The 23,383-nt window shown below is 71.7% G+C and carries 26 protein-coding genes, 2 pseudogenes and 1 riboswitch; of the genes and pseudogenes, 15 read left to right on the top strand and 13 right to left on the bottom strand.

Annotated features, from left to right (window positions below):
• Window positions 1–52: 52 nt before the first annotated feature.
• Entirely contained in the window at window positions 53–778 is a 726-nt protein-coding gene (locus ABZ876_RS24840; protein ID WP_361785425.1) for a lysophospholipid acyltransferase family protein, read from the top strand.
• Window positions 779–925: 147 nt separating this feature from the next.
• Here the strand turns inward: ABZ876_RS24840 and ABZ876_RS24835 are convergent, their stop codons facing one another.
• The 7 genes from ABZ876_RS24835 to ABZ876_RS24805 form a co-directional block, all read right to left on the bottom strand.
• A complete protein-coding gene (locus tag ABZ876_RS24835; RefSeq protein WP_361785175.1) occupies window positions 926–2,524 on the bottom strand; it encodes an alpha/beta hydrolase in 1,599 nt (532 codons plus the stop codon).
• Window positions 2,525–2,659: 135 nt separating this feature from the next.
• On the bottom strand, window positions 2,660–3,424 hold the full coding sequence (locus tag ABZ876_RS24830) for an urease accessory protein UreD (RefSeq protein ID WP_361785172.1): 765 nt from the start codon (window positions 3,422–3,424) through the stop codon (window positions 2,660–2,662).
• Entirely contained in the window at window positions 3,412–4,089 is a 678-nt protein-coding gene (ureG, locus tag ABZ876_RS24825; RefSeq protein WP_361785170.1) for an urease accessory protein UreG, read from the bottom strand. The genes ABZ876_RS24830 and ureG overlap by 13 nt, the downstream gene beginning before the upstream one ends.
• Window positions 4,090–4,207: 118 nt before the next feature.
• A complete protein-coding gene (locus tag ABZ876_RS24820; RefSeq protein WP_361785167.1) occupies window positions 4,208–4,882 on the bottom strand; it encodes an urease accessory UreF family protein in 675 nt (224 codons plus the stop codon).
• Window positions 4,882–6,603 (bottom strand): urease subunit alpha, encoded by a 1,722-nt coding sequence (locus ABZ876_RS24815; RefSeq protein ID WP_361785164.1) that lies wholly within the window; start codon window positions 6,601–6,603, stop codon window positions 4,882–4,884. The genes ABZ876_RS24820 and ABZ876_RS24815 overlap by 1 nt, the downstream gene beginning before the upstream one ends.
• Window positions 6,596–6,907, bottom strand: coding sequence for an urease subunit beta (locus ABZ876_RS24810; protein ID WP_361785161.1), 312 nt, complete (start codon window positions 6,905–6,907; stop codon window positions 6,596–6,598). The genes ABZ876_RS24815 and ABZ876_RS24810 overlap by 8 nt, the downstream gene beginning before the upstream one ends.
• A 15-nt stretch (window positions 6,908–6,922) precedes the next feature.
• Window positions 6,923–7,225 (bottom strand): urease subunit gamma, encoded by a 303-nt coding sequence (locus ABZ876_RS24805; protein ID WP_361785158.1) that lies wholly within the window; start codon window positions 7,223–7,225, stop codon window positions 6,923–6,925.
• A 440-nt stretch (window positions 7,226–7,665) separates the two neighbouring features.
• Here ABZ876_RS24805 and ABZ876_RS24800 point away from each other — a divergent pair, with 440 nt between their 5' ends.
• Window positions 7,666–7,812: a hypothetical protein gene (locus ABZ876_RS24800; RefSeq protein WP_361785155.1), complete on the top strand. Its 147-nt coding sequence runs from the start codon at window positions 7,666–7,668 to the stop codon at window positions 7,810–7,812.
• A 108-nt stretch (window positions 7,813–7,920) separates the two neighbouring features.
• On the opposite strand, the gene ABZ876_RS24795 is transcribed toward ABZ876_RS24800, so the two are convergent.
• The gene (locus tag ABZ876_RS24795; RefSeq protein WP_361785152.1) at window positions 7,921–8,196 is read right to left on the bottom strand and encodes a type II toxin-antitoxin system Phd/YefM family antitoxin; all 276 of its coding nucleotides are present in this window, start codon (window positions 8,194–8,196) and stop codon (window positions 7,921–7,923) included.
• A 155-nt stretch (window positions 8,197–8,351) separates the two neighbouring features.
• On the opposite strand from ABZ876_RS24795, the gene ABZ876_RS24790 reads away from it, so the two are divergent.
• The 4 genes from ABZ876_RS24790 to ABZ876_RS24775 all read left to right on the top strand — a co-directional run bounded on the left by ABZ876_RS24790 (window position 8,352) and on the right by ABZ876_RS24775 (window position 10,968).
• A complete protein-coding gene (locus tag ABZ876_RS24790; RefSeq protein WP_361785149.1) occupies window positions 8,352–8,987 on the top strand; it encodes an ATP-dependent Clp protease proteolytic subunit in 636 nt (211 codons plus the stop codon).
• A 7-nt stretch (window positions 8,988–8,994) separates the two neighbouring features.
• Window positions 8,995–9,300 (top strand): hypothetical protein, encoded by a 306-nt coding sequence (locus ABZ876_RS24785; protein WP_234518088.1) that lies wholly within the window; start codon window positions 8,995–8,997, stop codon window positions 9,298–9,300.
• 377 nt (window positions 9,301–9,677) lie between these two features.
• Window positions 9,678–9,873, top strand: a riboswitch (cyclic di-AMP (ydaO/yuaA leader).
• Between the two features lie 3 nt (window positions 9,874–9,876).
• On the top strand, window positions 9,877–10,350 hold the full coding sequence (locus tag ABZ876_RS24780) for a C40 family peptidase (protein WP_361785146.1): 474 nt from the start codon (window positions 9,877–9,879) through the stop codon (window positions 10,348–10,350).
• Between the two features lie 81 nt (window positions 10,351–10,431).
• The gene (locus tag ABZ876_RS24775) at window positions 10,432–10,968 is read left to right on the top strand and encodes a DUF6328 family protein (RefSeq protein WP_361785143.1); all 537 of its coding nucleotides are present in this window, start codon (window positions 10,432–10,434) and stop codon (window positions 10,966–10,968) included.
• On the opposite strand, the pseudogene ABZ876_RS24770 reads toward ABZ876_RS24775, so the two are convergent.
• Window positions 10,907–11,206: pseudogene (locus ABZ876_RS24770) on the bottom strand (LysE family transporter); the annotation flags it as partial. The gene ABZ876_RS24775 and the pseudogene ABZ876_RS24770 sit on opposite strands and share 62 nt — an antisense overlap.
• Window positions 11,207–11,243: 37 nt before the next feature.
• Between ABZ876_RS24770 and ABZ876_RS24765 the strand changes: the two are divergent.
• A pseudogene (locus ABZ876_RS24765) lies at window positions 11,244–11,447 on the top strand (LysR substrate-binding domain-containing protein); the annotation flags it as partial.
• A 411-nt stretch (window positions 11,448–11,858) separates the two neighbouring features.
• On the opposite strand, the gene ABZ876_RS24760 reads toward ABZ876_RS24765, so the two are convergent.
• Window positions 11,859–12,317: an ATP-binding protein gene (locus ABZ876_RS24760; protein WP_361785140.1), complete on the bottom strand. Its 459-nt coding sequence runs from the start codon at window positions 12,315–12,317 to the stop codon at window positions 11,859–11,861.
• Window positions 12,318–12,567: 250 nt separating this feature from the next.
• Between ABZ876_RS24760 and ABZ876_RS24755 the strand changes: the two genes are divergently transcribed.
• Together ABZ876_RS24755 and ABZ876_RS24750 are read left to right on the top strand one after the other, a co-directional pair.
• Window positions 12,568–13,428 carry a helix-turn-helix transcriptional regulator gene (locus ABZ876_RS24755; RefSeq protein ID WP_361785137.1) on the top strand — a complete coding sequence of 287 codons (861 nt, stop codon included), beginning with the start codon at window positions 12,568–12,570 and terminating at the stop codon, window positions 13,426–13,428.
• Between the two features lie 9 nt (window positions 13,429–13,437).
• The gene (locus ABZ876_RS24750; RefSeq protein WP_361785134.1) at window positions 13,438–13,662 is read left to right on the top strand and encodes a DUF397 domain-containing protein; all 225 of its coding nucleotides are present in this window, start codon (window positions 13,438–13,440) and stop codon (window positions 13,660–13,662) included.
• Window positions 13,663–13,796: 134 nt separating this feature from the next.
• Here the strand turns inward: ABZ876_RS24750 and ABZ876_RS24745 are convergent, their stop codons facing one another.
• Window positions 13,797–14,924: an 8-amino-7-oxononanoate synthase gene (locus tag ABZ876_RS24745; protein WP_361785132.1), complete on the bottom strand. Its 1,128-nt coding sequence runs from the start codon at window positions 14,922–14,924 to the stop codon at window positions 13,797–13,799.
• A gap of 147 nt (window positions 14,925–15,071) precedes the next feature.
• Here ABZ876_RS24745 and bioB point away from each other — a divergent pair, with 147 nt between their 5' ends.
• The 4 genes from bioB (at window position 15,072) to ABZ876_RS24725 (ending at window position 19,062) form a co-directional block, all read left to right on the top strand.
• Window positions 15,072–16,307, top strand: a complete 1,236-nt coding sequence (gene bioB, locus ABZ876_RS24740; RefSeq protein ID WP_361785129.1) for a biotin synthase BioB — start codon at window positions 15,072–15,074, stop codon at window positions 16,305–16,307.
• Window positions 16,300–17,580 carry an adenosylmethionine--8-amino-7-oxononanoate transaminase gene (locus tag ABZ876_RS24735; protein WP_361785126.1) on the top strand — a complete coding sequence of 427 codons (1,281 nt, stop codon included), beginning with the start codon at window positions 16,300–16,302 and terminating at the stop codon, window positions 17,578–17,580. The genes bioB and ABZ876_RS24735 overlap by 8 nt, the downstream gene beginning before the upstream one ends.
• A gap of 1 nt (window position 17,581) precedes the next feature.
• The gene (bioD, locus tag ABZ876_RS24730) at window positions 17,582–18,298 is read left to right on the top strand and encodes a dethiobiotin synthase (protein ID WP_361785123.1); all 717 of its coding nucleotides are present in this window, start codon (window positions 17,582–17,584) and stop codon (window positions 18,296–18,298) included.
• Between the two features lie 77 nt (window positions 18,299–18,375).
• Window positions 18,376–19,062: a class I SAM-dependent methyltransferase gene (locus tag ABZ876_RS24725; RefSeq protein ID WP_361785120.1), complete on the top strand. Its 687-nt coding sequence runs from the start codon at window positions 18,376–18,378 to the stop codon at window positions 19,060–19,062.
• On the opposite strand, the gene ABZ876_RS24720 is transcribed toward ABZ876_RS24725, so the two are convergent.
• Both ABZ876_RS24720 and ABZ876_RS24715 read right to left on the bottom strand, forming a co-directional pair.
• The gene (locus ABZ876_RS24720) at window positions 19,063–19,437 is read right to left on the bottom strand and encodes a fic family toxin-antitoxin system, toxin component (RefSeq protein ID WP_361785117.1); all 375 of its coding nucleotides are present in this window, start codon (window positions 19,435–19,437) and stop codon (window positions 19,063–19,065) included.
• A complete protein-coding gene (locus ABZ876_RS24715) occupies window positions 19,434–19,706 on the bottom strand; it encodes an antitoxin (protein WP_361785114.1) in 273 nt (90 codons plus the stop codon). Before ABZ876_RS24715 ends, ABZ876_RS24720 begins: the two co-directional genes overlap by 4 nt.
• Before the next feature lie 217 nt (window positions 19,707–19,923).
• On the opposite strand from ABZ876_RS24715, the gene ABZ876_RS24710 reads away from it, so the two are divergent.
• Window positions 19,924–20,787, top strand: coding sequence for an ABC transporter ATP-binding protein (locus ABZ876_RS24710; RefSeq protein ID WP_361785111.1), 864 nt, complete (start codon window positions 19,924–19,926; stop codon window positions 20,785–20,787).
• Window positions 20,781–23,363: an FtsX-like permease family protein gene (locus ABZ876_RS24705; RefSeq protein WP_361785108.1), complete on the top strand. Its 2,583-nt coding sequence runs from the start codon at window positions 20,781–20,783 to the stop codon at window positions 23,361–23,363. Before ABZ876_RS24710 ends, ABZ876_RS24705 begins: the two co-directional genes overlap by 7 nt.
• Window positions 23,364–23,383: the final 20 nt, after the last annotated feature.

Raw genomic sequence — 23,383 nt, 5'->3', positions numbered from 1 at the left:
GCTGCTGGAACACGGCGGTCGAGCCGATCCGCCGGAGTGAGGAGCGATGCCCTTGTTCTACTACCTGCTCAAATACGTCATTCTCGGCCCCCTGCTGAGACTGGTCTTCCGGCCGAGGATCGAGGGCCTCGAACATGTGCCGGCCGACGGGCCGGCCATCGTGGCCGGCAACCACCTCTCCTTCTCGGACCACTTCCTGATGCCCGCGATCCTCAAACGCCGCATCACGTTCCTCGCGAAGGCCGAGTACTTCACGGGGCCCGGCATCAAGGGCCGTCTGATCGCCGCGTTCTTCCGCAGCGCCGGCCAGATCCCGGTGGACCGCACCGGCAAGGAGGCCGGACAGGCGGCGATCCGCGAGGGCCTCGGCGTACTGCGCAAGGGCGAGCTGCTGGGCATCTACCCGGAGGGCACCCGCTCCCACGACGGGCGTCTGTACAAGGGCAAGGTCGGGGTCGCCGTGATGGCTCTCAAGGCCCAGGTCCCCGTGGTTCCCTGCGCGATGATCGGCACGTTCGAAGCCCAGCCGCCGGGCCGGACCCTCCCCCGTATCCACCCCGTGACGATCCGCTTCGGCAAGCCCCTGGACTTCTCCCGCTACGCCGGCCTGGAGAACGAGAAGGCCGTGCTGCGCGCCGTCACCGACGAGATCATGTACGCCATCCTGTCCCTCTCCGAGCAGGAGTACGTCGACCGGTACGCGGCGGTCGTCAAGGCCGAGGAGGCCGGGAAGGCGGGCGAGAGGGCGTCCAGGTTGCCGCGGATGCCGCTGGGCTGAGTCCGGCGCTGGACCGAGCCCGGACACGATCAGGGGGCGGCCGGTGTCCGGCCGCCCCCTTCGCGCCTGCGCACGACATACCCGTAGGTCGCGTGTGAACGACGTGTGCCTACGACGTACGCGTACGTCGCGTGCGCGGGATGACGCCTACGGCTTCGGCGTGGCGTGCGGCGTGCAGGTCACGTCCGCGTGGTCCGTCCTGCCGGTGAGCAGGTACGCGTCCACCCGGGTGTTGATGCACGGGTTGACCAGACCGGTCACGCCGTGGGAGCCCGCGTCCTTCTCGATGATCAGGCGGGAGCCCTTGAAGCGCTTGTGCAGTTCGACGGCGCCGCCGAACGGCGTGGCGGCGTCACGCGTGGACTGCACGATCAGGACGCTGGGCAGACCCTTGCCGGTCTTGACGTCCACCGGGGTCCGCTGCTTGACCGGCCAGGTGGCGCACGGCAGGTTCATCCAGGCGTTGGCCCAGGTCATGAACGGGTAGTCCTTGTTGAGCCGGGTGTTGTCGCGGTCCCACTTCCGCCAGCTGGTGGGCCACTTGGCGTCGGTGCACTCGACGGCCGTGTAGACGGCGTTGCCGTTCTCGGAGGCGATGTTGCCCGCCGTGTCCGACAGGTCGGGTGCGGCCGCGTCGACGAGTGCCTTGGTGTCACCGGCGACGTACTTGCTGAAGACGCTGGCGACCGGCACCCACGAGGAGTCGTAGTACGGGGCGCTCTGGAAGAAGGAGATCAGCTCGGCGGGGCCGACGACTCCGCCGATCGGGTTCTTCTTCGCCGTGGCACGCAGCTCGAGCCACTTCGCCTGCACCGCGGCGCGGGTGGCGCCCAGGTGGAAGGAGGCGTCGTTCGCCGCGACCCAGTCCTCCCAGTCCTTCCAGCGGCCCTCGAAGGCGACGTCCTGGTCCAGGTTGGCCTGGTACCAGATGTTCTCCCGCGACGGGTTGACCACGCTGTCGACGATCATGCGGCGGACGTGGCCAGGGAAGAGGGTGCCGTAGACGGCGCCGAGATAGGTGCCGTACGAGACGCCCAGGTAGTTGAGCTTCTTCTCGCCGAGAGCGGCCCGGATGACGTCCAGGTCGCGCGCGGTGTTGGGCGTGGTCATCTGCTGGAGCATCGCCCGGCCGGTGCGCTCGGCACAGCCCTCCGCGTACTGACGGGCGAGCTTGCGCTGGGCGAGCTTGTCCGCGTAGGAGTCGGGGACCGGGTCCGCCTTGGGCGCCTTCACGAACTCCTGCGGGTCCGTGCAGGAGATGGGCGCCGAGTGGCCGACTCCGCGCGGGTCGAAGCCGACGAAGTCGTACGCCTTCGAGACATTTGCCCACAGCGGGCTCTTGGTGGTGATCCGGCGCGGGAAGCGCAGCCCGGAGCCGCCGGGGCCGCCGGGGTTGTACACGAGGGCGCCCTGGCGCTCCTTCTTGGTGCCCGTGTTCCCGATGCGGTCGACGGCGAGCTTGATCTGCTTGCCGTTCGGGTGGGCGTAGTCGACCGGGACGCTGACCCAGCCGCACTGGATGGGCTTCTCCAGTCCCCAGTCGGCCGGGCAGTCACGCCAGTCGATCCCGGCCTTGGCGGCGCGTGCGGCGGCGATGGCGACGCCGCGGGCCTCCCGGTCCTGGCCGTGGCGCGAGTCGGCGGTGGCCGACGGTGCCGCCACGGCACCGGCTATGAGCGTCGCCGTGACGAGCGCCCCCGCTGAGCCGAGCGCGGTCGCTCGTCTCGTCGGTCTGATTCCCCTCAAGTGGGACCTCCCCGTACAAGGTTGTGATTCGTACGGGATCCTTTCTGCTCTGAGTTCCCTGAGAACAGAGGGGGTTGGGCTTCTTTACCAATCCGATAACCGGTACTCAGGGCTCCGCCCAGCGGGCAACACCGGTCAGAGCATGGCCCCCAGCGCCTCGTCCAGTAGCCGGCGCAGCCGCAGCGCGTCCGGCGCGACCGCGGTGACGAGCACGGCGGGCCCGGCGAGCGGAGTGAGCGCGGCCCACTCCCCCAGCATCCGTGCCCTGGCCGGAGACTCGCCGAACTCGGGCCGTACGACGAGGAGTTGCCCCAGTGCCCGATGTCCCGCCAGGACCGCGGGCCCGTCCCACCCGCCCGGGGCACCCGGACCGCAGGCCATCTCCTGGTCGAGCAGCGGGCGCCCGGCCAGGCGTACGGTCAGACGGCTGGTGAGCCGTCCGGGTTCCTCTTCGACGCGCCCGAGGACCTGCTCCTCGCGGTACACCAGGCGGGCGCCCGGCGCGAGGTCGATGCGCGAGGAGACATACAGCTCGCTGCCCCGGGCCGAGATCAACTGCTGCGGCAGCCAGCGCAGTTCGCCGTCGGCGGCCACCTCGAGCCGGACGTCGTAGCGGGCCTCGCCCTTGGCCTGGCCGGGCAGCGCGAGGGTGGCGGCGGCCGACCCCACGTGGAGCAGGGCGCCGCCGCCCACGTCCGCCTCGAGGGTGAAGTGGTCCCCGCCGAGCGGCCCGCTCATCGCGCCGACGAGCACGACCCGCGCCTCGTCCCCGCTCGCGCGCGTCCGGCGGAGCGCGAGCGGTCCCTCGCCCGCCAGCACCGGCAGGGACGTGCCGCCCCGGCCGTCGTCCCGGGCCACGATCCGCGCGGTGGCCCGTACCCCCGTCGTCACGCCGTCCACGCGGCGAGCCGCGCCCGCACCCAGCCGGCCACCTCGCCGACGCCGGTCTCGGTCCGCAGGGACTGGAACACGACGGGCAGTCCGGCCCGCTGGGCCTTCGCGTCGGCGGCCATCCGGGCGAGATCGGACCCGACGTACGGTGCGAGGTCGGTCTTGTTGACGACGAGCAGGTCCGCGGTGGTGACACCGGGGCCGCCCTTGCGCGGAATGTCGTCCCCGCCCGCGACATCGATGACGAAGATCTGCGCGTCGACGAGCCCCTTGGAGAAGGTCGCGGTGAGGTTGTCCCCGCCGGACTCGACGAGGATCAGGTCGAGCGGCCCGGCCTCGTCCTCCAGGTCCTCCACCGCTTCGAGGTTGGCGGAGATGTCGTCCCGGATGGCGGTGTGCGGACAGGCTCCCGTCTCCACGGCGGTGATCCGCTCGGGCGGCAGCACGGCCTCCCGCAGCAGGAACTCGGCGTCCTCCCGGGTGTAGATGTCGTTGGTCACGACGGCGAGGGACACATCGTCCCGCAAGGCCCGGCAGAGCGCGGCGACGGTGGCGGTCTTGCCGGATCCGACGGGCCCGCCGAGACCGATCCGCAGGGCACGGCGCCTGCCGTCGGGGCGGTGGGCGTCGGCGGAGACGGCGGTGGGACCGTCGTGGGTGTGGTCGAGGTGCATGATTGCGGCTCCAGTTCAGCCGGGGCTGGTCGAACCGGCCCGTCCGGCGAGAGGGGACGAGGCCGTTCAGGGGAACGGGGGTCCGGGGTCGGAGCCCCGGGCACGGGCCGGGAGGGCCCTACGACGCGAACAGACGTACAGGCCACGTGGCGTGGTCCTCCGCTGTGATCTCCAGCAGGGGGGCGGACGCGGCGGGCAGTGCCTCGACCCCGTCGGACGGCACACGGCGGGCCGCTTCGCCCGCGCGGTCGGCCACCCGGTCCAGCTCGGGCGCCAGCCGCGCGAGCACGGCCGACGCGTCGAAGGGGTCCAGGCTCAGCAGCCGTACGACCGCGGTCGCGGGTCCGCTCACGCTCTCGTACGCGGAGCAGTACGCGGCGTCCTGCGCCCCGAGTCCCGCGGCCCGGGCCGCGAGTCCCAGGACCACCGGCTGGTGCGCGCCCTTGGGGAACCGGCGCGCCAGGGCGTCGAGTTCCCCCGATGGCCAGGCGGCCCGCGCCGCCCGCATCAGCTGCCGTCCCAGCCTGCGCGAGGCGACGCGGAGCGCGGACGACGGTGTACGGGCGTCCGCTGCGGCGTCCAGCGTGACCGGGTCCGCACCGAGCGCGGCCGCCGCGGCGAGGGAGGCCGAGACCAGCCCGGTGGTGTGCAGCCGTCCGCGGCAGAAGTCCTCCAGGCTTGCGGCCCCGGTGATCCGCCCGGCACGAACGGCCGCCTCGGCCCCGCCGGAGTGTGCGTGCCCTCCGGCGGGGAAGCGGCCGTCGGCCAGGACGAGAAGTGCTGACGTTGGCATCAGAAGAGGAAGTACCGCTGGGCCATGGGCAGTTCGGCGGCCGGTGTGGCCTCGACCAGCTCCCCGTCGATGTGTACGGCGAAGCTGTCGGGGTCGACCCGCACCCGGGGCCGGGCGTCGTTCTCGCGCATGTCCGCCTTGGTGACCCCGCGTGTGGACTCGATGGCCACGAACCTCTTCCCGAGCGAGAGCCGTTCCGGCAGCCCGTCCTCGATGGCCAGAGGCGCCACGAAGTTGACCGAGTTGGAGGCCGGTGCCCGCCCGATCGCCCCGTACATCGGGCGCGGCAGGATCGGCTGCGGGGTCGGGATGGAGGCGTTGGCGTCGCCCATCTGCGCGTACGCGATCTGGCCTCCCTTGATCACGAGCTGCGGCTTGACGCCGAAGAACGCGGGCTCCCACAGCACCAGGTCGGCGAGCTTGCCGGTCTCCACGGAGCCGATCTCGTGGGCGAGGCCCTGCGCGAGCGCCGGGTTGATCGTGTACTTGGCGACATAGCGACGTGCGCGGTGGTTGTCCGCGCGGCCGTCGCCTGGCAGGGCCCCGCGTCGCCGTTTCATCACATGGGCCGTCTGCCAGGTGCGCATGATGACCTCGCCGACGCGGCCCATCGCCTGGGAGTCGGAGGAGATGATGGAGATCGCGCCCAGGTCGTGCAGGATGTCCTCCGCGCCGATCGTGGAGGGCCGGATCCGTGACTCCGCGAAGGCGAGGTCCTCGGGCACCGCAGCGTTCAGGTGGTGGCACACCATCAGCATGTCGAGGTGCTCCTCGGCGGTGTTGACGGTGAACGGACGGGTCGGGTTGGTGGAGCTGGGCAGCACATGCGGCTCGGACACCACGGTCATGATGTCCGGCGCGTGCCCGCCGCCCGCTCCCTCGGTGTGGTAGGCGTGGATGCCGCGGCCGGCCACGGCGGCGAGTGTGTCGCCCACGAACCCGGCTTCGTTGAGGGTGTCGGTGTGGATCGCGACCTGGATGCCGGTGCGGTCGGCGACGGTCAGTGCGGCGTCGATGACGGCGGGTGTGGAGCCCCAGTCCTCGTGCAGTTTGAGGCCGAGGGCGCCGCCGCGGATCTGGGAGAGCATCGCGTCGTGCGAGACGGTGTTGCCCTTGCCGAGGAGCCCGAGGTTGAGCGGGTACGCCTCCATCGCCTCCAGCATCCTGGCCAGATGCCAGGGTCCGGGGGTGACGGTGGTCGCCTTGGAGCCCTCGGCGGGTCCGGTGCCGCCGCCGACCAGGGTGGTGATGCCCGCGGCGAGCGCCTCGTCGGCGATCCGGGGGCAGATGAAGTGGACGTGGGCGTCGATGGCTCCGGCGGTCACGATGCGGCCGTTGCCCGCGATGATCTCCGTCTCCGGGCCGATCACCAGGTCGGGGTGGACGCCGTCCATCGTGTCCGGGTTGCCGGCCTTGCCCAGGGCGCAGATCCGGCCGTCACGGATGCCGATGTCTGCCTTGACGACGCCCCAGTGGTCGATGACGACGGCACCGGTGATGACGGTGTCGGGAGTGCCCTCGGCACGTGTCGCCCGCGACTGGCCCATGGACTCACGGATGACCTTGCCGCCGCCGAACACCGCCTCGTCGCCGGAGAGGCCCGGACCGCCGGAACGGTCTTCCTCGATCTCGACGAGCAGATCGGTGTCGGCGAGCCGGATGCGGTCGCCGGTGGTCGGCCCGAACAGGTCGGCGTACGCGGCGCGCGAGATCTCAGGCATCGAGCGCACCTCCGGTCTCCCCGCGCAGACCGGGGACGACACGGGCGCCGGTGAGCGGGAGGAGTTCCACCTCCACGGGGATGCCGGGCTCGAAGCGCACGGCGGTGCCCGCGGCGATGTTCAGCCGCTTGCCGCGTGCGGCCGCGCGGTCGAAGTCCAGTCCCGGGTTGGCCTCGGCGAAGTGGTAGTGGGATCCGACCTGGACGGGCCGGTCGGCGGTGTTGAGCACGGTCAGCCGGGTGACCTCGCGGCCCTCGTTGCAGACGACGGGCTCCTGCGCGAACAGGATCTCTCCGGGAATCATGGCGGCCGCTCCCCGTCAGACGACCGGGTCGTGGACGGTGACGAGCTTGGTGCCGTCCGGAAAGGTGGCCTCGACCTGGACGTCGCGGATCATCTCCGGGATCCCCTCCATGACGTCGTCCCGGGTGAGCAGCCTGCGCCCGGAAGCCATCAGTTCGGCGACCGTACGGCCGTCCCGGGCGCCTTCGAGGATGTGCGACGTGATGAGTGCGACCGCCTCGGGATGGTTCAGCCTGAGTCCGCGGGCGCGGCGCTTCTCGGCCACGTCGGCCGCCACGTGGATCAGGAGCCTCTCCTGCTCATGCGGGGTCAGTTGCATGCTCCACTCACCGTCCTCGCTCCGGACCGTGCGGGGCCCGGTTGCCGCAGCCACAGGGCAAAGTCCCTGGTGGCATGGATGGGCAGGCTAGTTGGACCGCGTTTCGAGCGCGTTAACGTGCTCGTCGCGATCCATCCCGCTCCGGGACCGCTGCCGAGCGGGCATCAGCCTCGACGCGCCACACCACCGACCGCCCGCGCCTTCCGGCCGCGTCGACCGGAGCCGTACCGGGCCGGTGCGGCCACGGCCGCACCTCGCGCCCGGAGCGGATCGAGGATTACACGGTCCCGCACCTCGGCGACGTCGTGGCGCCCATCGAGGCCCTAGGCGAGCGGAGGGCAGCGGGCCGTCGTCATCGCCGCGTACGCCGCCGGGCACGGCGGGAGCGGCTTCACCGGCCCGCTCGACCGGGACCGCTGGGTGCGGCGCACGAGACTCTCGTGCGCACCCTTCTGTTGGAGTGCGCGGCGCTGACGGTGCTGGACCGGCGCCGGTTCCCGGCGGGCACGGCACGTCCCGCCGACCTGGTGCGCGAGCTGGGCCGTTCACTGCGGCCGGCCCGGCAGCGCTGCACCCGGGTCGCCTGACGCCGGTTGCGGCGGGACGACTGGGCGCCGACCGCCGCGTCGGACGGCGCCACCGGGGTCCGGCGCCGTACGGGGCCGGGGCGAAGGACCTCGCCCCGCCGCCGATGGTCAGGAGGCGTTCGGCCCCCGGTGTTCCGCGGTGATGCCGAAGCGGTGGCGCTCACGCGGGACCGTGGGGACCTCGCGGACGCCGGAGACCGAGCTGATCACCTGCTCCTCCGCTGCGTCCAGTGCGGCGAGCCGCTCGAGGTCGGCGGCGGAGACCAGGGCGACGAGAGGCTTCCCGTGCCGCGTCACGACGACACGCTCGCCGCCGTACACCACGCGGTTGATCAGATCGGCGAGCTCAGCCCTGGCTTGCGTCACCGGAATCTCGTAGGCCATGAGGTCCAGCTTAGACCGAGGCCCCGGCAAGCCTCCGGGGCGAAGATCACGCGGACCTGCGACCCGCCCTTTTCGCTCTCAGCGTGCAGCACCCCTCCAGGTAATGTACGTCCTGTACATTTTTAACAGGAGAGCGATTCCGAGGAGGCCGTGCCATGAACCGACCGTCCGCCCGTCATGTGCTGCCCGAGTTCACCGAGCGGACCGGCTACGGGCACCGGACCCTCGATCCCTACGCGAAACTGCTGGACGAGCGGATCGTGTTCCTGGGGACGCCGGTCGACGACACGTCGGCGAACGATGTGATGGCGCAGTTCATGCATCTCGAGTACCTGGATCCGGACCGCGACATCTCGCTGTACATCAACTCCCCGGGTGGCTCGTTCAGCGCGATGACCGCCGTCTACGACACGATGCAGTACGTCGGCTGTGACGTGGAGACGGTCTGCCTCGGCCAGGCGGCGTCCGCGGCCGCCGTGCTGCTGGCGGGGGGCACACCGGGCAAGCGATACGCACTGCCCGGAGCACGCGTGCTGATCCACCAGCCATCCCTGCCGGAACCCGTTCACGGACAGGCCAGTGATCTGGCGATCCAGGCCGAGGAACTGACACGCGTCCGGGGGCGGCTGGAGGAGATGCTGGTGCGCCACACGGGCCAGAGCCCCGAGCGGATCGCCGCCGACATCGAGCGGGACACGATCCTCGACGCGCCCGCCGCGGTGGAGTATGGACTGATCGACGGCATCATCCCCAGTCGCAAGGCGTCGCGCGCCGCGTCCGACGCGAGGTGAGCCGCCGATGCTGCCGCCCGAACTGCCCCCGCTGCCCGCGCTGACCCGGGCCGAGGCCGAGCTGATCGACCGATACCTCGACGTCGTCGATCTGCTCGGACGCATCAACCCGGTGCACTCCGGGGACACCTACCGCGGACTGCGCGCCGCCCAGGCCCTGGCGGCCAAGGCGGTGGCCCTGCGCGACGCGCTGACGGTCATGCACCAGCGCGGGGAGCACGAACTGCACGGCACCACGCTGGCCCGGGCCCTGCGCGTCCTCGACGGCGAGCGCCGCACGGCCCGGATCGCGGTGCCACCGGGACCGGACTGACAGGCAGTGACCGGCGGGCCCCGGGTGTGGAGTTGACCACGGTCCGGTCACCCCCCGCAGACGGCCCGCGCGGTCGTCGGTGCGCCTGGACCCGTGTTGAAACGGACCAAATGGCGTACCCCTGGTCGGCGTAGACCCCGCTCCGGCCGGGAGCCCGGAACAGCCGGTCAAAGCGCCTGCCGCCCAGGGGCAAGGAGGCGCTCCGTCGCAGGTCCGAGGCTCGTCGTTCCCTCCAACGGCCCCCGAACACAAGGGTGTCCAGCCGAACGGGTGAGTGGTGAGTAATGCCACAAACCCCCGATTCCATTGTGATTTTCCGACACGCCTGAGTGAAGATCCCTTCCTGACGACAAGCCCCCGCCACCGCGGCGGGGCGGTCCGGGCGGACGCCGAATCCTGCCGCCGCCCGGATGACCGGTCGACAGGAGTGGATCGGCAGGAGTGGAGGACCCAGCAAGGCGGGCCACCGGAGAGATCCGGACGGTCCTTGGGGTGAAGCCGCGCAAGCGGCCGGGCTACTTCGCCAGCCCGAATCCGACAGGTCATCCTTCACAGGCGGCTGACGAAGGGTTGCGCATGACTGCGCTCAATCGTGTCCCGTCGCTGCTGACCCGGGCCGGCACGGCCTCGGCCCTCACCCTCGCCGCCGTCGGCGGCAGCATCGTGGTTCCCGGCGTCGCCTCAGACGCGTCCGCCGCGTCTCCGGCGACGAAGGCGCTCCAGATCGCGGCCTCCAAGAAGGGGGCTCCCTACAAGTGGGGGGCCGCCGGGCCGCGTCGCTTCGACTGCTCCGGGCTCACGCTCTACGCGTACAAGAAGGCGGGCAAGCCCCTGCCCCGTACGGCAGCGGCTCAGTACAACAAGACGCACCACATCTCCGCCTCCCACCGCAAGGCGGGCGACCTGGTGTTCTTCCACTCGGGTCGGAACGTCTACCACGTCGGCATCTACGCCGGGAAGGGAAAGATCTGGCACTCCCCCAAAACCGGTTCCGTCGTGCGGCTCGAGAAGATCTGGACGAAGAGCGTCTGGTACGGCCGGGTGAGCTGACCCGGAGGGCGGGGGTGACGGCGTCGGTGCGCCGTCACCCCTCGGGGGCGTGAAGAGAACATCAGCGGTTACTAGTTCACCATGGCCGACCGACCACCCCCGCAGGCACGGGACGAGACACCGCTGGAGCGCGCCGACCGCAACTTCGCCGAGCTGCTGCAGGAACTTCGCGTCACCCAGACCGGGGTGCAGATCCTCTTCGCGTTCCTGCTGACCCTTGCGTTCACCCAGCGCTTTCCGTCCCTCGACATGGGTCAGCGCATCATCTACGTCGTCACCCTGCTGCTGTCCGTGGTGGCCGCGGCCCTGTTCACGGCACCGGCCGCATTGCACCGGATGCTCTTCCAGCGGAACGCCAAACCCGTCATCGTACGGATCTCGTCCCGTTTCGCCGGGACCGGGACGGTGGTGCTGTCGCTGGCGTTCACCGGCGCGGTCCTGCTGGTGGTGGACGTGTCCCTCGGCCGTACCGCCGGCATCACCGCCGCCGTGGCGACGCTCCTGGTGTGCGTGGGCCTGTGGCACATCCTGCCGCTGCTGGTGCGGCGCACGCTCCTCAGTTCGCGACGGGCTCGAGAACCAGCAGCAGACCCAGTCCGGTCAGCGCGCCCCCGGTGATCGCCTCCAGGGCCCGCGACGTCCCCGGGCGGCGCAGCCACCGGCCCAGCCGGTCCACGAGCAGCGCGACGGTGGGGAACCACACCAGGCAGACCGCAAGGACGATCAGGGCGAGCACCAGCGTCCGCGGCATCGCGGGGCTGCCCGCGGGCACGAACTGCGGCAGCAGGCTCAGGAAGGTCAAGGACGCCTTCGGGTTCAGCGCGTTGGTCACGAAACCCTGCCGCAGCGGCCGCCCCGCGTCCCGCGCCCCGGGGTGTTCCTCGTGCCCGGCGGTCAGCGCCGGTCTCGGGGTGGCCGTGGTGCCGGAGAGGGTGGCGAGGACCACGGCGAGCCCGCTCGGCGTACGGCCGCTGGAGCCGGGCACGTTGCGCCGTACGATCTCGGTCGCGTACCGCCCCGACGAGTCGGCACCGGCGGCCGACGCCTTCCGTGCCCTGCTGCGCGGCGCCTTCGGACGAGCGGCACGGCACGTCTGACACCCACCGTCACCACGCCCGGGGCACACCCCGCCCGGCAGCCCGGCGCGGCACCGAGCCGTAGCGTCCCATGTCCGGCAGCCGCAGCCCGTGTACGCACCGTCCTGCCGATCGACCCGGCCACACCCCGCTCCGTGCGACCGACTCGGGTCTGCGCCGCGTCGCCGCGCCGGCCCCGACCCGCCCAACACCCCGAACACCTCCTCCGGCCGCCTGGCCCGGAAAGACGCCGCTTCGCCGGATGGGCACCGGCAGACACCATCCCAGGTATGCGGGGTTCTGCTGATCGACCCGAACAGACACCGCCCGGCCGGCCGACCCGGGCTGACGCCGTGCCCCCCGGCCCGGACACACCCGCCCAGCCCACCGGCCCCGGCGGACGCCGCCCGCCGGTTCAAGGCTCCTGACGCTTCAAGGCTCCTGCCGGCCCGCCGCCGTGGCCGACCGCGCCGGTGCGGTCCACGGCAGTTCGATCGCGACCGTCTTGCCACCCTCCCGGGTGGGCCGCACGCTGAGGCTCCCGCCGTACTCGGCGGTCAGCCAGCGGACGATCACCATGCCGCGCCCGTTGTCCTGCTGCACGGCGGCGGGCAGCCGCTTGGGGAAGCGCGGATGGCTGTCCGTGACGCCGATGCACAGTAACTCCTCCCGGGCGAGCGCGATGTCGACCGTGAACGTCGGTGACTGCCCGAAGGTGTGCTGTACGGCATTGGTCGCCAGTTCGGACACGATCAGGCGAACCGTGTCGGCGACTTCGGCGTCGCTCGGCAGGCCCCATTCGACCAGGACGTCCGAGACGTATTTTCGGGCTGCGAAGACCGAGGCGGGATCGCTCGGCAGAGTGACGGATGCTTCCTGATGGTCTGCCATGGCGACGTCGTCCCTTTCCCACGGGACCGAAGTCCGACACGGAGAGGATTGGTTCGAGAACGGTCCCGGACTTGGTGCTGCGCGCCAGACTGCCATCACCAGGGCTCTCCCGGGTGCGATCCCTCGAGATATGCATATATCTGTCGCCCGAAGCGGTGAACTCTCCGACGACCGACCGTATTCGGGCCGCGTTCTGGGTCATCCTCTACCGTCGCCGTGAAAGCCGCGCGCCGTGCGTAGGGAGTCGGCCATGCAGTACGGACCAGCGGTGCGCCGCCGCAAACTCGGCGCCGAATTGCGCGGCCTGCGCGCCGGGGCAGGGCTCACCAGCGGTGAGGCGGCCGCCCTCGTCGGCTGGCACCAGTCGAAGGTGAGCCGGATCGAGACGGGCTCCAGCGGGGTCAAGCCGGGGGACGTACGCCTACTGCTGGACGCGTACGGTGTCGACGACCCGGAACTGCGGGAACTGCTGCTGGTACTGGCCGGTTCCGAGGACGGCGGCGGCCGGCAGAACTGGTGGCACGCCTATCGGGGTGTGCTGCCGCCTGCCTACCGCGATTTCATCAGCCTGGAGTCGCAGGCGAGCGGGATGCGCACACTGGAGACCTCGGTGGTGCCGGGGCTGCTCCAGACACCCGAGTACGCCCGGGCGGTGACCCGGGCCGCCGTGGGCACCCTGGAGGACGACAAGCTGGACGCCCTGGTGGAGGTTCGGCTGGCCCGTCAGGAGGTGCTGCGCGCGGATCCGCCGCTGCGGCTGAGCGCCGTCCTGGACGAGGCCGTGCTGCGCCGGGAGATCGGCGGCCCGGGGGCCATGGCGCGGCAGCTCGACCGGCTCCTGGAAGCGGCCAGGATGCCCCATGTGCGGCTCCAGGTGCTGCCCTTCGCGGCCGGGGCACACATCGGCATCACCGGCCCTTTCGTTATCTTCTCATTCCCGAGCAGATCTGATCTGGATGTGGTCGTTCTCGACCACTTGACGAGTAGCCTCTACCTCGAACGGAAAGAAGACCTCCAGGCCTACTGCGAGGCCTTCGACTCCCTTCGGATCCACGCCCTTTCGCCCGAGGACTCGTTGGATTACATCGCCGCGTTGGCCGGCGATGCGTAAGGAGGCACCATGTCAGCACCGCCTCGGCACATCCCCGCCAGCACGTCCCTGGACGGCGTGCGTTGGCTGCGCAGCAGCCGCAGTACGGGAATGAACAACTGCGTCGAGACCGCCCGTCCGGGCGGCGGCCCCTGGCAGGGACTGGTGGCCGTGCGCGACTCCAAGAACGTCACCGGTCCGGCCCTGCTCTTCACCCCCGAGGTCTGGAAGGAGTTTCTGGCAGGACTGAGCTGATCATTTCCTCTCGACTCGGACTTCTTTGAGTCAATTTCGAGTCGATTTCCGCATCACTCTGACGGAGCACTTCTTCTCACGGTTGCGGGCGCGTCACGTGCGTCCGACGAGCGAGGCACGGCCGTTTCGCCGACTTACGGTCGCGTCGCGCCGATCACACGCACGGCGTGCTCGATCTGCTCGTCGGTGAGGTCCGCACGGGCGGTCAGCCGCAGCCGTGAGATGCCGTCGGGCACCGACGGCGGACGGAAGCAGCCGACGGCGACTCCCGCCGCCCGGCAGTCCGCCGCCCACCGCACGGCCAGTTCGGGAGACGGTGCCCGCACGGAGACCACGGCGGCGTCCGGGCGCACCGCCTCATGGCCCTCGGCCGTGAGGCGGGCGTGCAAGGCCGTCGCCACGGCGCGGACCCGCAGGGCACGTTCCGGCTCGCGGCGCAGCAGACGCAGCGCCGCGAGTGCCGCGCCCGCCGCCGCCGGGGCGAGCCCGGTGTCGAAGATGAACGTCCGTGCCGCGTTGACCAGATGGTCGATCACCCGCGCCGGGCCGAGGACGGCCCCGCCCTGACTGCCGAGCGACTTCGACAGCGTCACCGTCGCCACCAGGTCCGGGGCGCCCGCGAGACCGGCCGCGTGCGGGGCGCCCCGGCCGCCGGACCCGAGCACGCCGAGCCCGTGTGCGTCGTCGACGATCAGTCCGGCCCCGAACTGCCTCGCGGCGTCCGCCAGGCCGGCCAGCGGGGCCGCGTCGCCGTCCACCGAGAACACCGTGTCGGAGACCACGACGCCGGGGCCGCCGTGGGTGTCGAGCGCCTTGCGGACCGCCTCGGGATCGGCGTGCGCCACGACCTGGGTGGTGCCGCGGGCGAGCCGGCAGCCGTCGATGAGCGAGGCGTGGTTGCCCGCGTCGGAGACGATCAGTGAGCCGTGCGGGGCGAGCGCGGTGACCGCCGCGAGATTGGCCGCGTACCCGGAGGAGAGGACGAGCGCCGCCTCGAAGCCGCAGAAGTCGGCCAGCTCGCGCTCCAGCTCGCCGTGGAGTTCCGTCGTCCCGGAGACGAGGCGGGAACCGGTCGCACCACCGCCCCACAGCCGGGCCGCCCCTGCCGCGCCCTCGGTGACCTCCGGATGGCGCGACAGGCCCAGGTAGTCGTTGCCCGCGAGGTCGAGGAGCGGCGAGTCGGCGGGGCGGGGGCGCAGTGTGCGGACGAGTCCGGCTCGGCGGCGCGCCCGCGCCTGTTCGTCGATCCAGCCGAACGCCATGGGTCCTCCGGGGCATTTGTAGGCAGTGCACAGACACTAGCGGGACGACCAGCCGCCCAGGATGTGGCAATACCCACACGACGAAGGTCGTCTGTTGTGCATTCTCTCCTTGGCCCGGGGCGGTCCCGTAGGACAGGATCGGCTCTCATGGACCTGCTGAACACGCTGGTGGACAAGGGGCTGCGGCGCGAGATGCCGACCCGCGAGGAAGCTCTGGCCGTCCTCGCCACTTCCGACGACGACGTGCTCGATGTGGTGGCCGCGGCCGGCAAGGTGCGCCGCCACTGGTTCGGCCGACGGGTGAAACTCAACTATCTCGTCAACCTGAAGTCCGGCCTGTGCCCGGAGGACTGTTCCTACTGCTCCCAGCGGCTCGGCTCGAAGGCCGAGATCCTCAAGTACACCTGGCTCAAGCCGGATCAGGCGTCGCAGGCCGCGGCGGCCGGCGTCGCGGGCGGCGCCAAGCGGGTCTGCCTGGTGGCGAGCGGCCGCGGGCCCACCGACCGGGACGTGGACCGGGTCTCCGACACCATCAGGACCATCAAGGAGCAGAACGACGGCGTCGAGGTGTGCGCCTGTCTCGGGCTGCTCTCCGACGGCCAGGCCGAACGGCTGCGCGCGGCGGGCGCCGACGCCTACAACCACAACCTCAACACCTCGGAGGCGACCTACGGGGACATCACCACCACCCACACCTACGCCGACCGGGTGGACACGGTGCACAAGGCGCACGCCGCCGGGCTCTCGGCCTGCTCCGGGCTGATCGCAGGCATGGGCGAGAGCGACGAGGACCTGGTGGACGTCGTCTTCTCGCTGCGTGAGCTGGACCCCGACTCGGTGCCCGTCAACTTCCTGATCCCGTTCGAGGGAACGCCGCTGGCCAAGGAGTGGAACCTGACGCCGCAGCGGTGTCTGCGGATCCTCGCCATGGTCCGGTTCGTGTGCCCGGACGTCGAGGTGCGCATCGCGGGCGGCCGTGAGGTCCACCTCCGCTCGATGCAGCCGCTGGCCCTGCACCTCGCCAACTCCATCTTCCTCGGGGACTACCTGACCAGCGAGGGCCAGGCGGGCAAAGCCGACCTGGAGATGATCGCGGACGCCGGGTTCGAGGTGGAGGGCACGGACCGGGTGACGCTGCCCGAGCACCGGGTGGCGGGCGGCTGCGGATCCCATGAGGCCGCCGGATGCGGATCCCACGAGGGCGGCGCATGCGGATCCGACGAGGGCGGCGCATGCGGGTCCCACGGCGGGGGCGGATGCGGGTCCCACGAGAGTGGCGGTGTGTGCGGCTCCGCTTCCCTGCCGCGCGTCGAAGAGCCCCGTACGGACCTGGTCGCGGTGCGCCGCCGGGGCGCCGGAACGGATCTCGCGCCCAATGCCTGAGTTCTCCGTGGACGAGCTGCTGGCGCTCGACCGGCAGCACGTCTGGCATCCGTACGGTCCCATGCCGGGCCGGCAGGAGCCGCTCGTCGTGGAGTCGGCGAGCGGGGTGCGGCTGCGTCTGGCCGACGGCTCCGGAGAACTCGTCGACGGCATGTCGTCCTGGTGGTCGGCGATCCACGGCTACAACCACCCGGTGCTCAACGAGGCCGCGCGCGAGCAGCTGGCGCGCATGAGCCATGTGATGTTCGGCGGGCTCACCCACGAGCCCGCCGTCCGGTTGGCAAAGCTCCTTGTCGATATGTCGCCGGATGGTCTCGAGCATGTGTTCCTCGCCGACTCGGGCTCGGTCTCGGTCGAGGTCGCTGTCAAGATGTGCCTCCAGTACTGGCGTTCGCTCGGCCGTCCCGCCAAGCAGCGGCTGCTGACCTGGCGCGGCGGCTATCACGGCGACACCTGGCAGCCGATGTCCGTCTGCGACCCCGAGGGCGGCATGCACGAGCTGTGGCGGGGCGTCCTGCCGCGGCAGGTGTTCACCGGGGCGCCGCCGGCCGCCTACGAGGAGTCGTACGCCGACGGGTTGCGCGCGGCGATCGCCCGGCACGCGGACGAGCTGGCGGCGGTGATCGTCGAGCCGGTGGTGCAGGGCGCGGGCGGGATGCGGTTCCACTCCCCCGCGTATCTGCGGGTGCTGCGCGAGGCGTGCGACGCGCACGACGTCCTGCTGGTCTTCGACGAGATCGCCACCGGGTTCGGCCGTACGGGCGCGCTGTTCGCCGCCGACCACGCGGCGGTGACCCCCGATGTGATGTGCGTCGGCAAGGCGCTGACCGGCGGCTACCTGACGATGGCGGCGACGCTGTGCACCCCGCGCGTGGCCGAGGGGATCTCCCGTGGCGAGGTGCCGCTGCTCGCGCACGGACCCACCTTCATGGGCAACCCGCTGGCGGCGGCCGTCGCCTGCGCCTCGCTCGGCCTGCTGCTCGGGCAGGACTGGCAGACGGAGGTCAAGCGGATCGAGACGGGTCTGAAGGAGGGCCTCGCTCCCGCGCGTGACCTGCCCGGCGTGCGCGAGGTGCGGGTGCTCGGCGCCATCGGCGTCGTCCAGCTCGACCACGAGGTGGACATGGCGGCGGCGACCCGGGCCGCGGTGCGCGAGGGCGTGTGGCTGCGGCCGTTCCGCGACCTCGTCTACACGATGCCGCCGTATGTGACGGGAGACGCGGACGTGGCACGGATCGCACGCGCGGTGTGCGCGGCGGCACAGGAGGGCTGAGATGTCGGTACTGGTGGTCACGGGGACCGGCACGGAGGTCGGGAAGACGGTCACGACCGCGGCCGTCGCGGCGGTGGCGGTCGCGGCGGGCCGCTCCGTGGCCGTGCTCAAGCCCGCGCAGACGGGTGTGGGACCCGACGAGCGCGGGGACGCCGACGAGGTGGCCCGGCTCTCGGGCGCCTGGACGGTGCGGGAACTCGCCCGCTACCCCGATCCGTTGGCGCCCGCGACGGCGGCCCGGCGGGCCGGACTGCCGCCCGTGGGCCCGGCGGAGGTGGCGGAGGCGGCCGCCAAGCTGGCGGCGGAGCACGACCTCGTGCTCGTCGAGGGGGCGGGCGGGCTGCTCGTACGGTTCGACGACGAGGGCGGCACCCTGGCGGACGCGGCCCGGCTGCTGGCGGCACCGGTGCTGGTGGTCGCGACGGCCGGCCTCGGCACGCTCAACACCACCGAGCTGACGGCGCGGGAGGTGCGGCGCCGGGGGCTGGAGTTGACCGGTGTGGTCATCGGCAGCTGGCCCGGGACGGCGGATCTCGCGTCGCGGTGCAATCTCGCGGACCTTCCGGTGGTTTCGCAGGCGCCCCTGCTCGGGGCGCTGCCGGCGGGAGCCGGGGGGTACGCGCCCGCCGGGTTCCGTGCGGCGGCACCCGGTTGGCTGGCGGCTGCGCTCGGCGGGACGTGGGACCCGGAGGCGTTCGCCTCGTCGCACGCGCCCTGACGACGAGCATGACGGGGGTGGGGACGGCGGGCGTGGGGGACAATCCCGGTAAGGCCCGTCCTCCCCCGGAGGTGCTCATGGCGCTTCGGTCCGTCCGCCCCCGCAGGATGTCGCGCGAGACCGTGCGTCATCCGCTGTTCGCCCGCTACTACACCCGGATCAGCGTCGCTGCCGAGACCCGCCTCGGTATGGGTGCGGTACGGGAGCGCCTGCTGGCCGGACTGTCCGGCAGGGTGATCGAGATCGGCGCGGGCAACGGTCTGAACTTCGCCCACTATCCGAGTACGGTCGCGGAGGTCGTCGCCATCGAACCGGAGCGGCTGTTGCGGCAGCGCGCGGTCGAGGCGGCCCTGCGTGCCGACGTGCCCGTGGACGTGGCCCCGGGCGCGGCGGAGGCGCTGCCGGTCAAGAGCGAGGCCTTCGACGCGGCGGTGCTCTCTCTGGTGCTGTGCAGCGTGCGGGATGTATCGCGGGCGCTCGGGGAGGTGCGGCGGGTGCTGCGGCCCGGCGGGACCCTGAGGTTCTTCGAGCACGGAGTGGGCGGGGGGCCCGCGATGCGGTCCGCGCAGCGCGCCCTGGACCGAACGGTGTGGCCGGCGCTCAACGGCGGCTGCCATCTCGCCCGGGACCCGGTCGCGGCCCTGCGCGCCGCGGACTTCGAACTGGGCCCCTACCGGCGGATGCTGATGCCGGAGAAGGGGCCGCGGCTGCCGACGTCCTACTGCGTGCTGGGCACCGCCTGGCGGCACGGGCGCGAGGAGTAGTCACAGGCTCCACTGCCGCAGCTCCCGCGCGATGTCTTCCACCGAGGCCGTACCGCTCTTGACCAGCCGGGCCAGTTCGCGCACCTGTTCGGGTGAGGTGACGACCTTGACGCCGCTGGCGACGAGGTAGGCGTAGGCGACCGCGGAGGCGAACAGCGCGTTGGAGCGCTCCAGCGCCGGGACGTGCAGCAGGAGTTGGAGCAGGGCGGCCGCACGGGCGTGCGGGGTGTCGTAGACGGGGACGCCGAATATCTCCGCCTCGTGCCGGCTGACCGCGGCGACGAGCGCCCCCCAGTCGGTGACCTGGGGGTCCCCGGGAGTCTTCTGTTCGGCGACCATCAGCAGCCAGGCGAGGTCGACTCTGAGGTGGCTCAACGGCTCAGCGACTTACCCTCGCCCCGGCGCTCCCGCGGGCCCTTGGTCCGGCCCTCGCGGGCGGTGCCGAACTCCTCGGCGAAGACGGACTCGTACTGCTTCATGAAGTCGGCGGCGGCCTCGACGAACGTGTGGCCGGCCTCGCCGGTGTCCTGCCGGACCAGCTCTTCGATGTAGCGGTTGACGCTCATACCGCGCTCCAGGGCACGTTCACGGGCGGCTCGGGCGGTGTCCTCGTCCACCCTCACATTCAGCTGGGTCTTCGCCATCCCTCGACGCTAGCGCCATGGCGCTAGCAGCGGCAAGGGGGCGCACGATGCACCGCGGTACGGAAAGAGCGCCCTCGCACCGCCCGCCAAGGCCACGACCTGTGCGGGAGGCGCGCGTCGACCCCGGGGGGATACCGGGTGTGCAGGGCGTCACATTACGCTCGTGCGGGACAGGCCGGGCGAAGGAGCCGGGACGTCCACGACCGAGGAGGCGGCCTTGTCCACTGCTGCTGCGGAGCGCCCCCCGGACCCGGGGGAGGCGGACGGCATCGCCGCCCGCGCCCGGGGGCTGACAAAGGCGTACGGCTCGGGCGAGACGACGGTGCTCGCCCTCGACTCGGTCGACGTGGACATCGCCCGCGGCCGTTTCACCGCGGTCATGGGTCCTTCGGGGTCCGGGAAGTCGACTCTCATGCACTGCCTGGCGGGGCTCGACACCGTATCGGCCGGACAGGTGTGGCTGGGCGACACCGAGATCACGGGTCTGAAGGACCGCGAGCTGACGCGGCTGCGCCGGGACCGGATCGGCTTCATGTTCCAGTCGTTCAATCTCATCCCGACGCTCAACGCGGCCGAGAACATCACGCTGCCCATGGACATCGCGGGCCGTCAGCCCGACCGGAAGTGGCTGGACCAGGTCATCGACACCCTCGGGCTGCGCGACCGGCTGACCCACCGGCCGTCGCAGCTCTCCGGCGGGCAGCAGCAGCGTGTGGCGTGCGCCCGCGCGCTCGCCTCCCGCCCCGAACTGATCTTCGCGGACGAGCCGACGGGCAACCTCGACTCCCGGTCGGGGCTCGAGGTCCTGGGCTTTCTGCGCAGGGCGGTCGACGAGCTGGGGCAGACCGTCGTCATGGTCACGCACGATCCGGGCGCGGCGGCCCACTCCGACCTGGTGCTGTTCCTGGCCGACGGACGGATCGTGGACACGATGGAGCGGCCCACGGCGGAGGCGGTGCTGGAACGTATGCGCCTCTTCGCCGGGGGAAGCCCCCAGGAACCCGCGCCCGGGGCGGTCCGGGCGGGCGTGGACGACACGGCGCGCGGCGAGGACCAGGGAGGGCTGAGGCGACCGTGCTGAAGGCGACGCTGCGCAGCTTCCTGGCGCACAAGGGACGACTCGCGCTCTCGGCACTGGCCGTCCTGCTGTCCGTGGCGTTCGTCGCGGGCAGCCTGATCTTCTCGGACACGGTCACCCGCACCTTCGACCGCCTGTTCGCCTCCACGGCGGCCGATGTGACCGTCAGCCCCGAGCAGGACCTGGGCTCGCCGGTCCCGACCGGCTTCACCCCGACCGTCCCCGCCTCGCTGGCCGAGCGGGTCGCCCGGGTCGACGGGGTGGCGAGGGCCCATGTGGACGTCGCCGTCCAGAACATCACGGTCGTCGACCACCGGAACGAACCCGTGGGTCCGACGACCGGCGCGCCCACCATCGCGAGGAACTGGTATGTCTCCGACCGCAGCCCGGTGAAGCTCACGTCGGGGCACGCTCCGCAGGGCCCCGGTGAGGTGCTGCTCGACGCGGACACGGCCCGGCACAAGCACGTGCGGATCGGCGACACGCTGCGGGTGATCGCGCAGCCCGGCTCGTTCACGGTGCGGGTGGTCGGAATCGCCACCTTCACGACCACCAACCCGGGCGCCGCCCTGGTCTTCCTGGACACCCCGACCGCCCAGACCCGGCTGCTCGGCCGGCCCGACGTGGCCACCGCCATCTCGGTCGACGCTGCACCGGGCGTGACCGACAAGCGGCTCAAGCAGCGGGTCTCCGCGGCGCTGCACTCCCCGCCCTACGGCTCCTCGCCGTACGACTTGAAGACGGCGGGCGAGCAGGCCAAGTCGGCCACGGACCAGCTCGGCGCGTTTCTCGACGTGATCAAGTACGTGATGCTGGGGTTCGCCGGCATCGCCGTACTCGTCGGCGTGTTCCTCATCGTCAACACGTTCTCGATGCTCATCGCCCAGCGCACCCGGGAACTGGGGCTGCTGCGCGCTCTGGGTGCCGACCGTCGGCAGGTGCGCCGGTCGGTGCTGACCGAGGCCCTGCTGCTCGGCCTGGTGGCCTCGACACTCGGACTCGCCGCGGGCATCGGGCTCGCGGCCGGGCTGATCCGGCTGATGAGCGCGTTCGGCATGAACCTGAAGTCCACCGAGATGGCGATCGGGTGGGTGACCCCTGTCGCCGCGTACGTCGTCGGGGTCGGCGTCACCTTCGTCGCCGCGTACCTCCCGGCCCGCCGCGCGGCCGCCGTCTCCCCCATGGCCGCCCTCACGGACGCCGAGGTCGCCGGTGTGGGTCGGCCTCTGACGATCCGCGCGGTGGCAGGCGCGATCGTCGGCGTGCTCGGCCTGGCCGCGCTGGCGGGCTGCGTACGAGCGACACAGACCGGGCCGGCCGCCTCCCTGCTCGGGCTCGGCGTGATCCTCACGCTCGTCGCCACCGTGATCGCGGGGCCGCTGCTGGTGCGTCCCGTGATCCGGGTGCTGGGCGCCGCCTTCCCCGCCCTCTTCGGCTCCATCGGGCGGATGAGCCAGCGCAACGCCCTGCGCAACCCCCGCCGCACGGGTGCCACCGCCTCCGCGCTCATGGTGGGGATCGCGCTGGTCACCGGGATGTCGGTGGCGAGCACGTCCATGTCCAAGTCGTTCGACCGGCAGATCGACAAGACGCTGGGCGCCGACTTCGTGGTGCAGAACACCAACTTCCAGCCGTTCCCGAAGGAGATCACCGACCGGGTCCGGGCGACGGAGGGCGCGGGGCTCGTCGTACGCCAGCGGTTCACACCCGTCGCGGTGCGGCTGCCGGACGGCGGGAGCGTCGAGACCACCGCCGGGGGCTACGACCCGCGGCTCGACGAGGTGGCCCACATCAACTACGTGCGAGGGGACACGGCCGCCGCGCTCGCGGCCGGCGCCATCGCCATGGACGCGACGTTCGCCAAGGAGCACGGCATCCACGTCGGCAGCACGCTGACCGTCCGGTTCCCGGCCGGGCGCAGCGCCGGCCTCAGCGTCGGCGCGCTCACCGACCAGGGCGCTTCGGACGGCGTCAGCACAGAGGGCGGACTGTTCTTCGGGATGGCCACGTACCAAAAGTACGTACCGGGCGGTCAGGACTCCGCGCTGTATGTGAACGCCGCGCCCGGCACGTCCAAGGAGCGGCTCCGGTCCCGTCTGGAGAAGACGCTCGACCCGTACCCCCAGGTACAGGTCCGCGACCAGGCCGACTACAAGAAGCTGGTGCACGACCAGATCGGGGTGCTGCTCTACCTCGTCTACGCACTGCTCGCCCTGGCGATCGTCATCGCCGTACTCGGGGTGGTCAACACCCTGGCCCTGTCGGTCGTCGAGCGCACCCGGGAGATCGGCCTGCTGCGTGCGATCGGGCTCGCCCGGCGGCAGTTGCGCCGGATGATCCGGCTGGAGTCCGTGGTGATCGCCGTGTTCGGGGCCGTCCTCGGGCTGGCACTGGGACTGGTGTGGGGCCTGTGCATCCAGCGGGTGCTGGCGCTGGAGGGCATGAAGGCACTGGCGATCCCCTGGGGCACCATCGTGGCCGTCGTGGTGGGCTCGGCGGTCGTGGGCGTGGTGGCCGCGCTGCTGCCCGCGTTGCGCGCGTCGCGCATGAACGTGCTGGCCGCGATCGCGCACGAGTGATCATGCGGTGCGCCGAAGCC

It is taken from the genome of Streptomyces sp. NPDC046931 (genome assembly GCF_040644655.1).
Taxonomy (GTDB): domain Bacteria; phylum Actinomycetota; class Actinomycetes; order Streptomycetales; family Streptomycetaceae; genus Streptomyces.
This window is presented reverse-complemented; position numbering and strand designations above follow the sequence as displayed.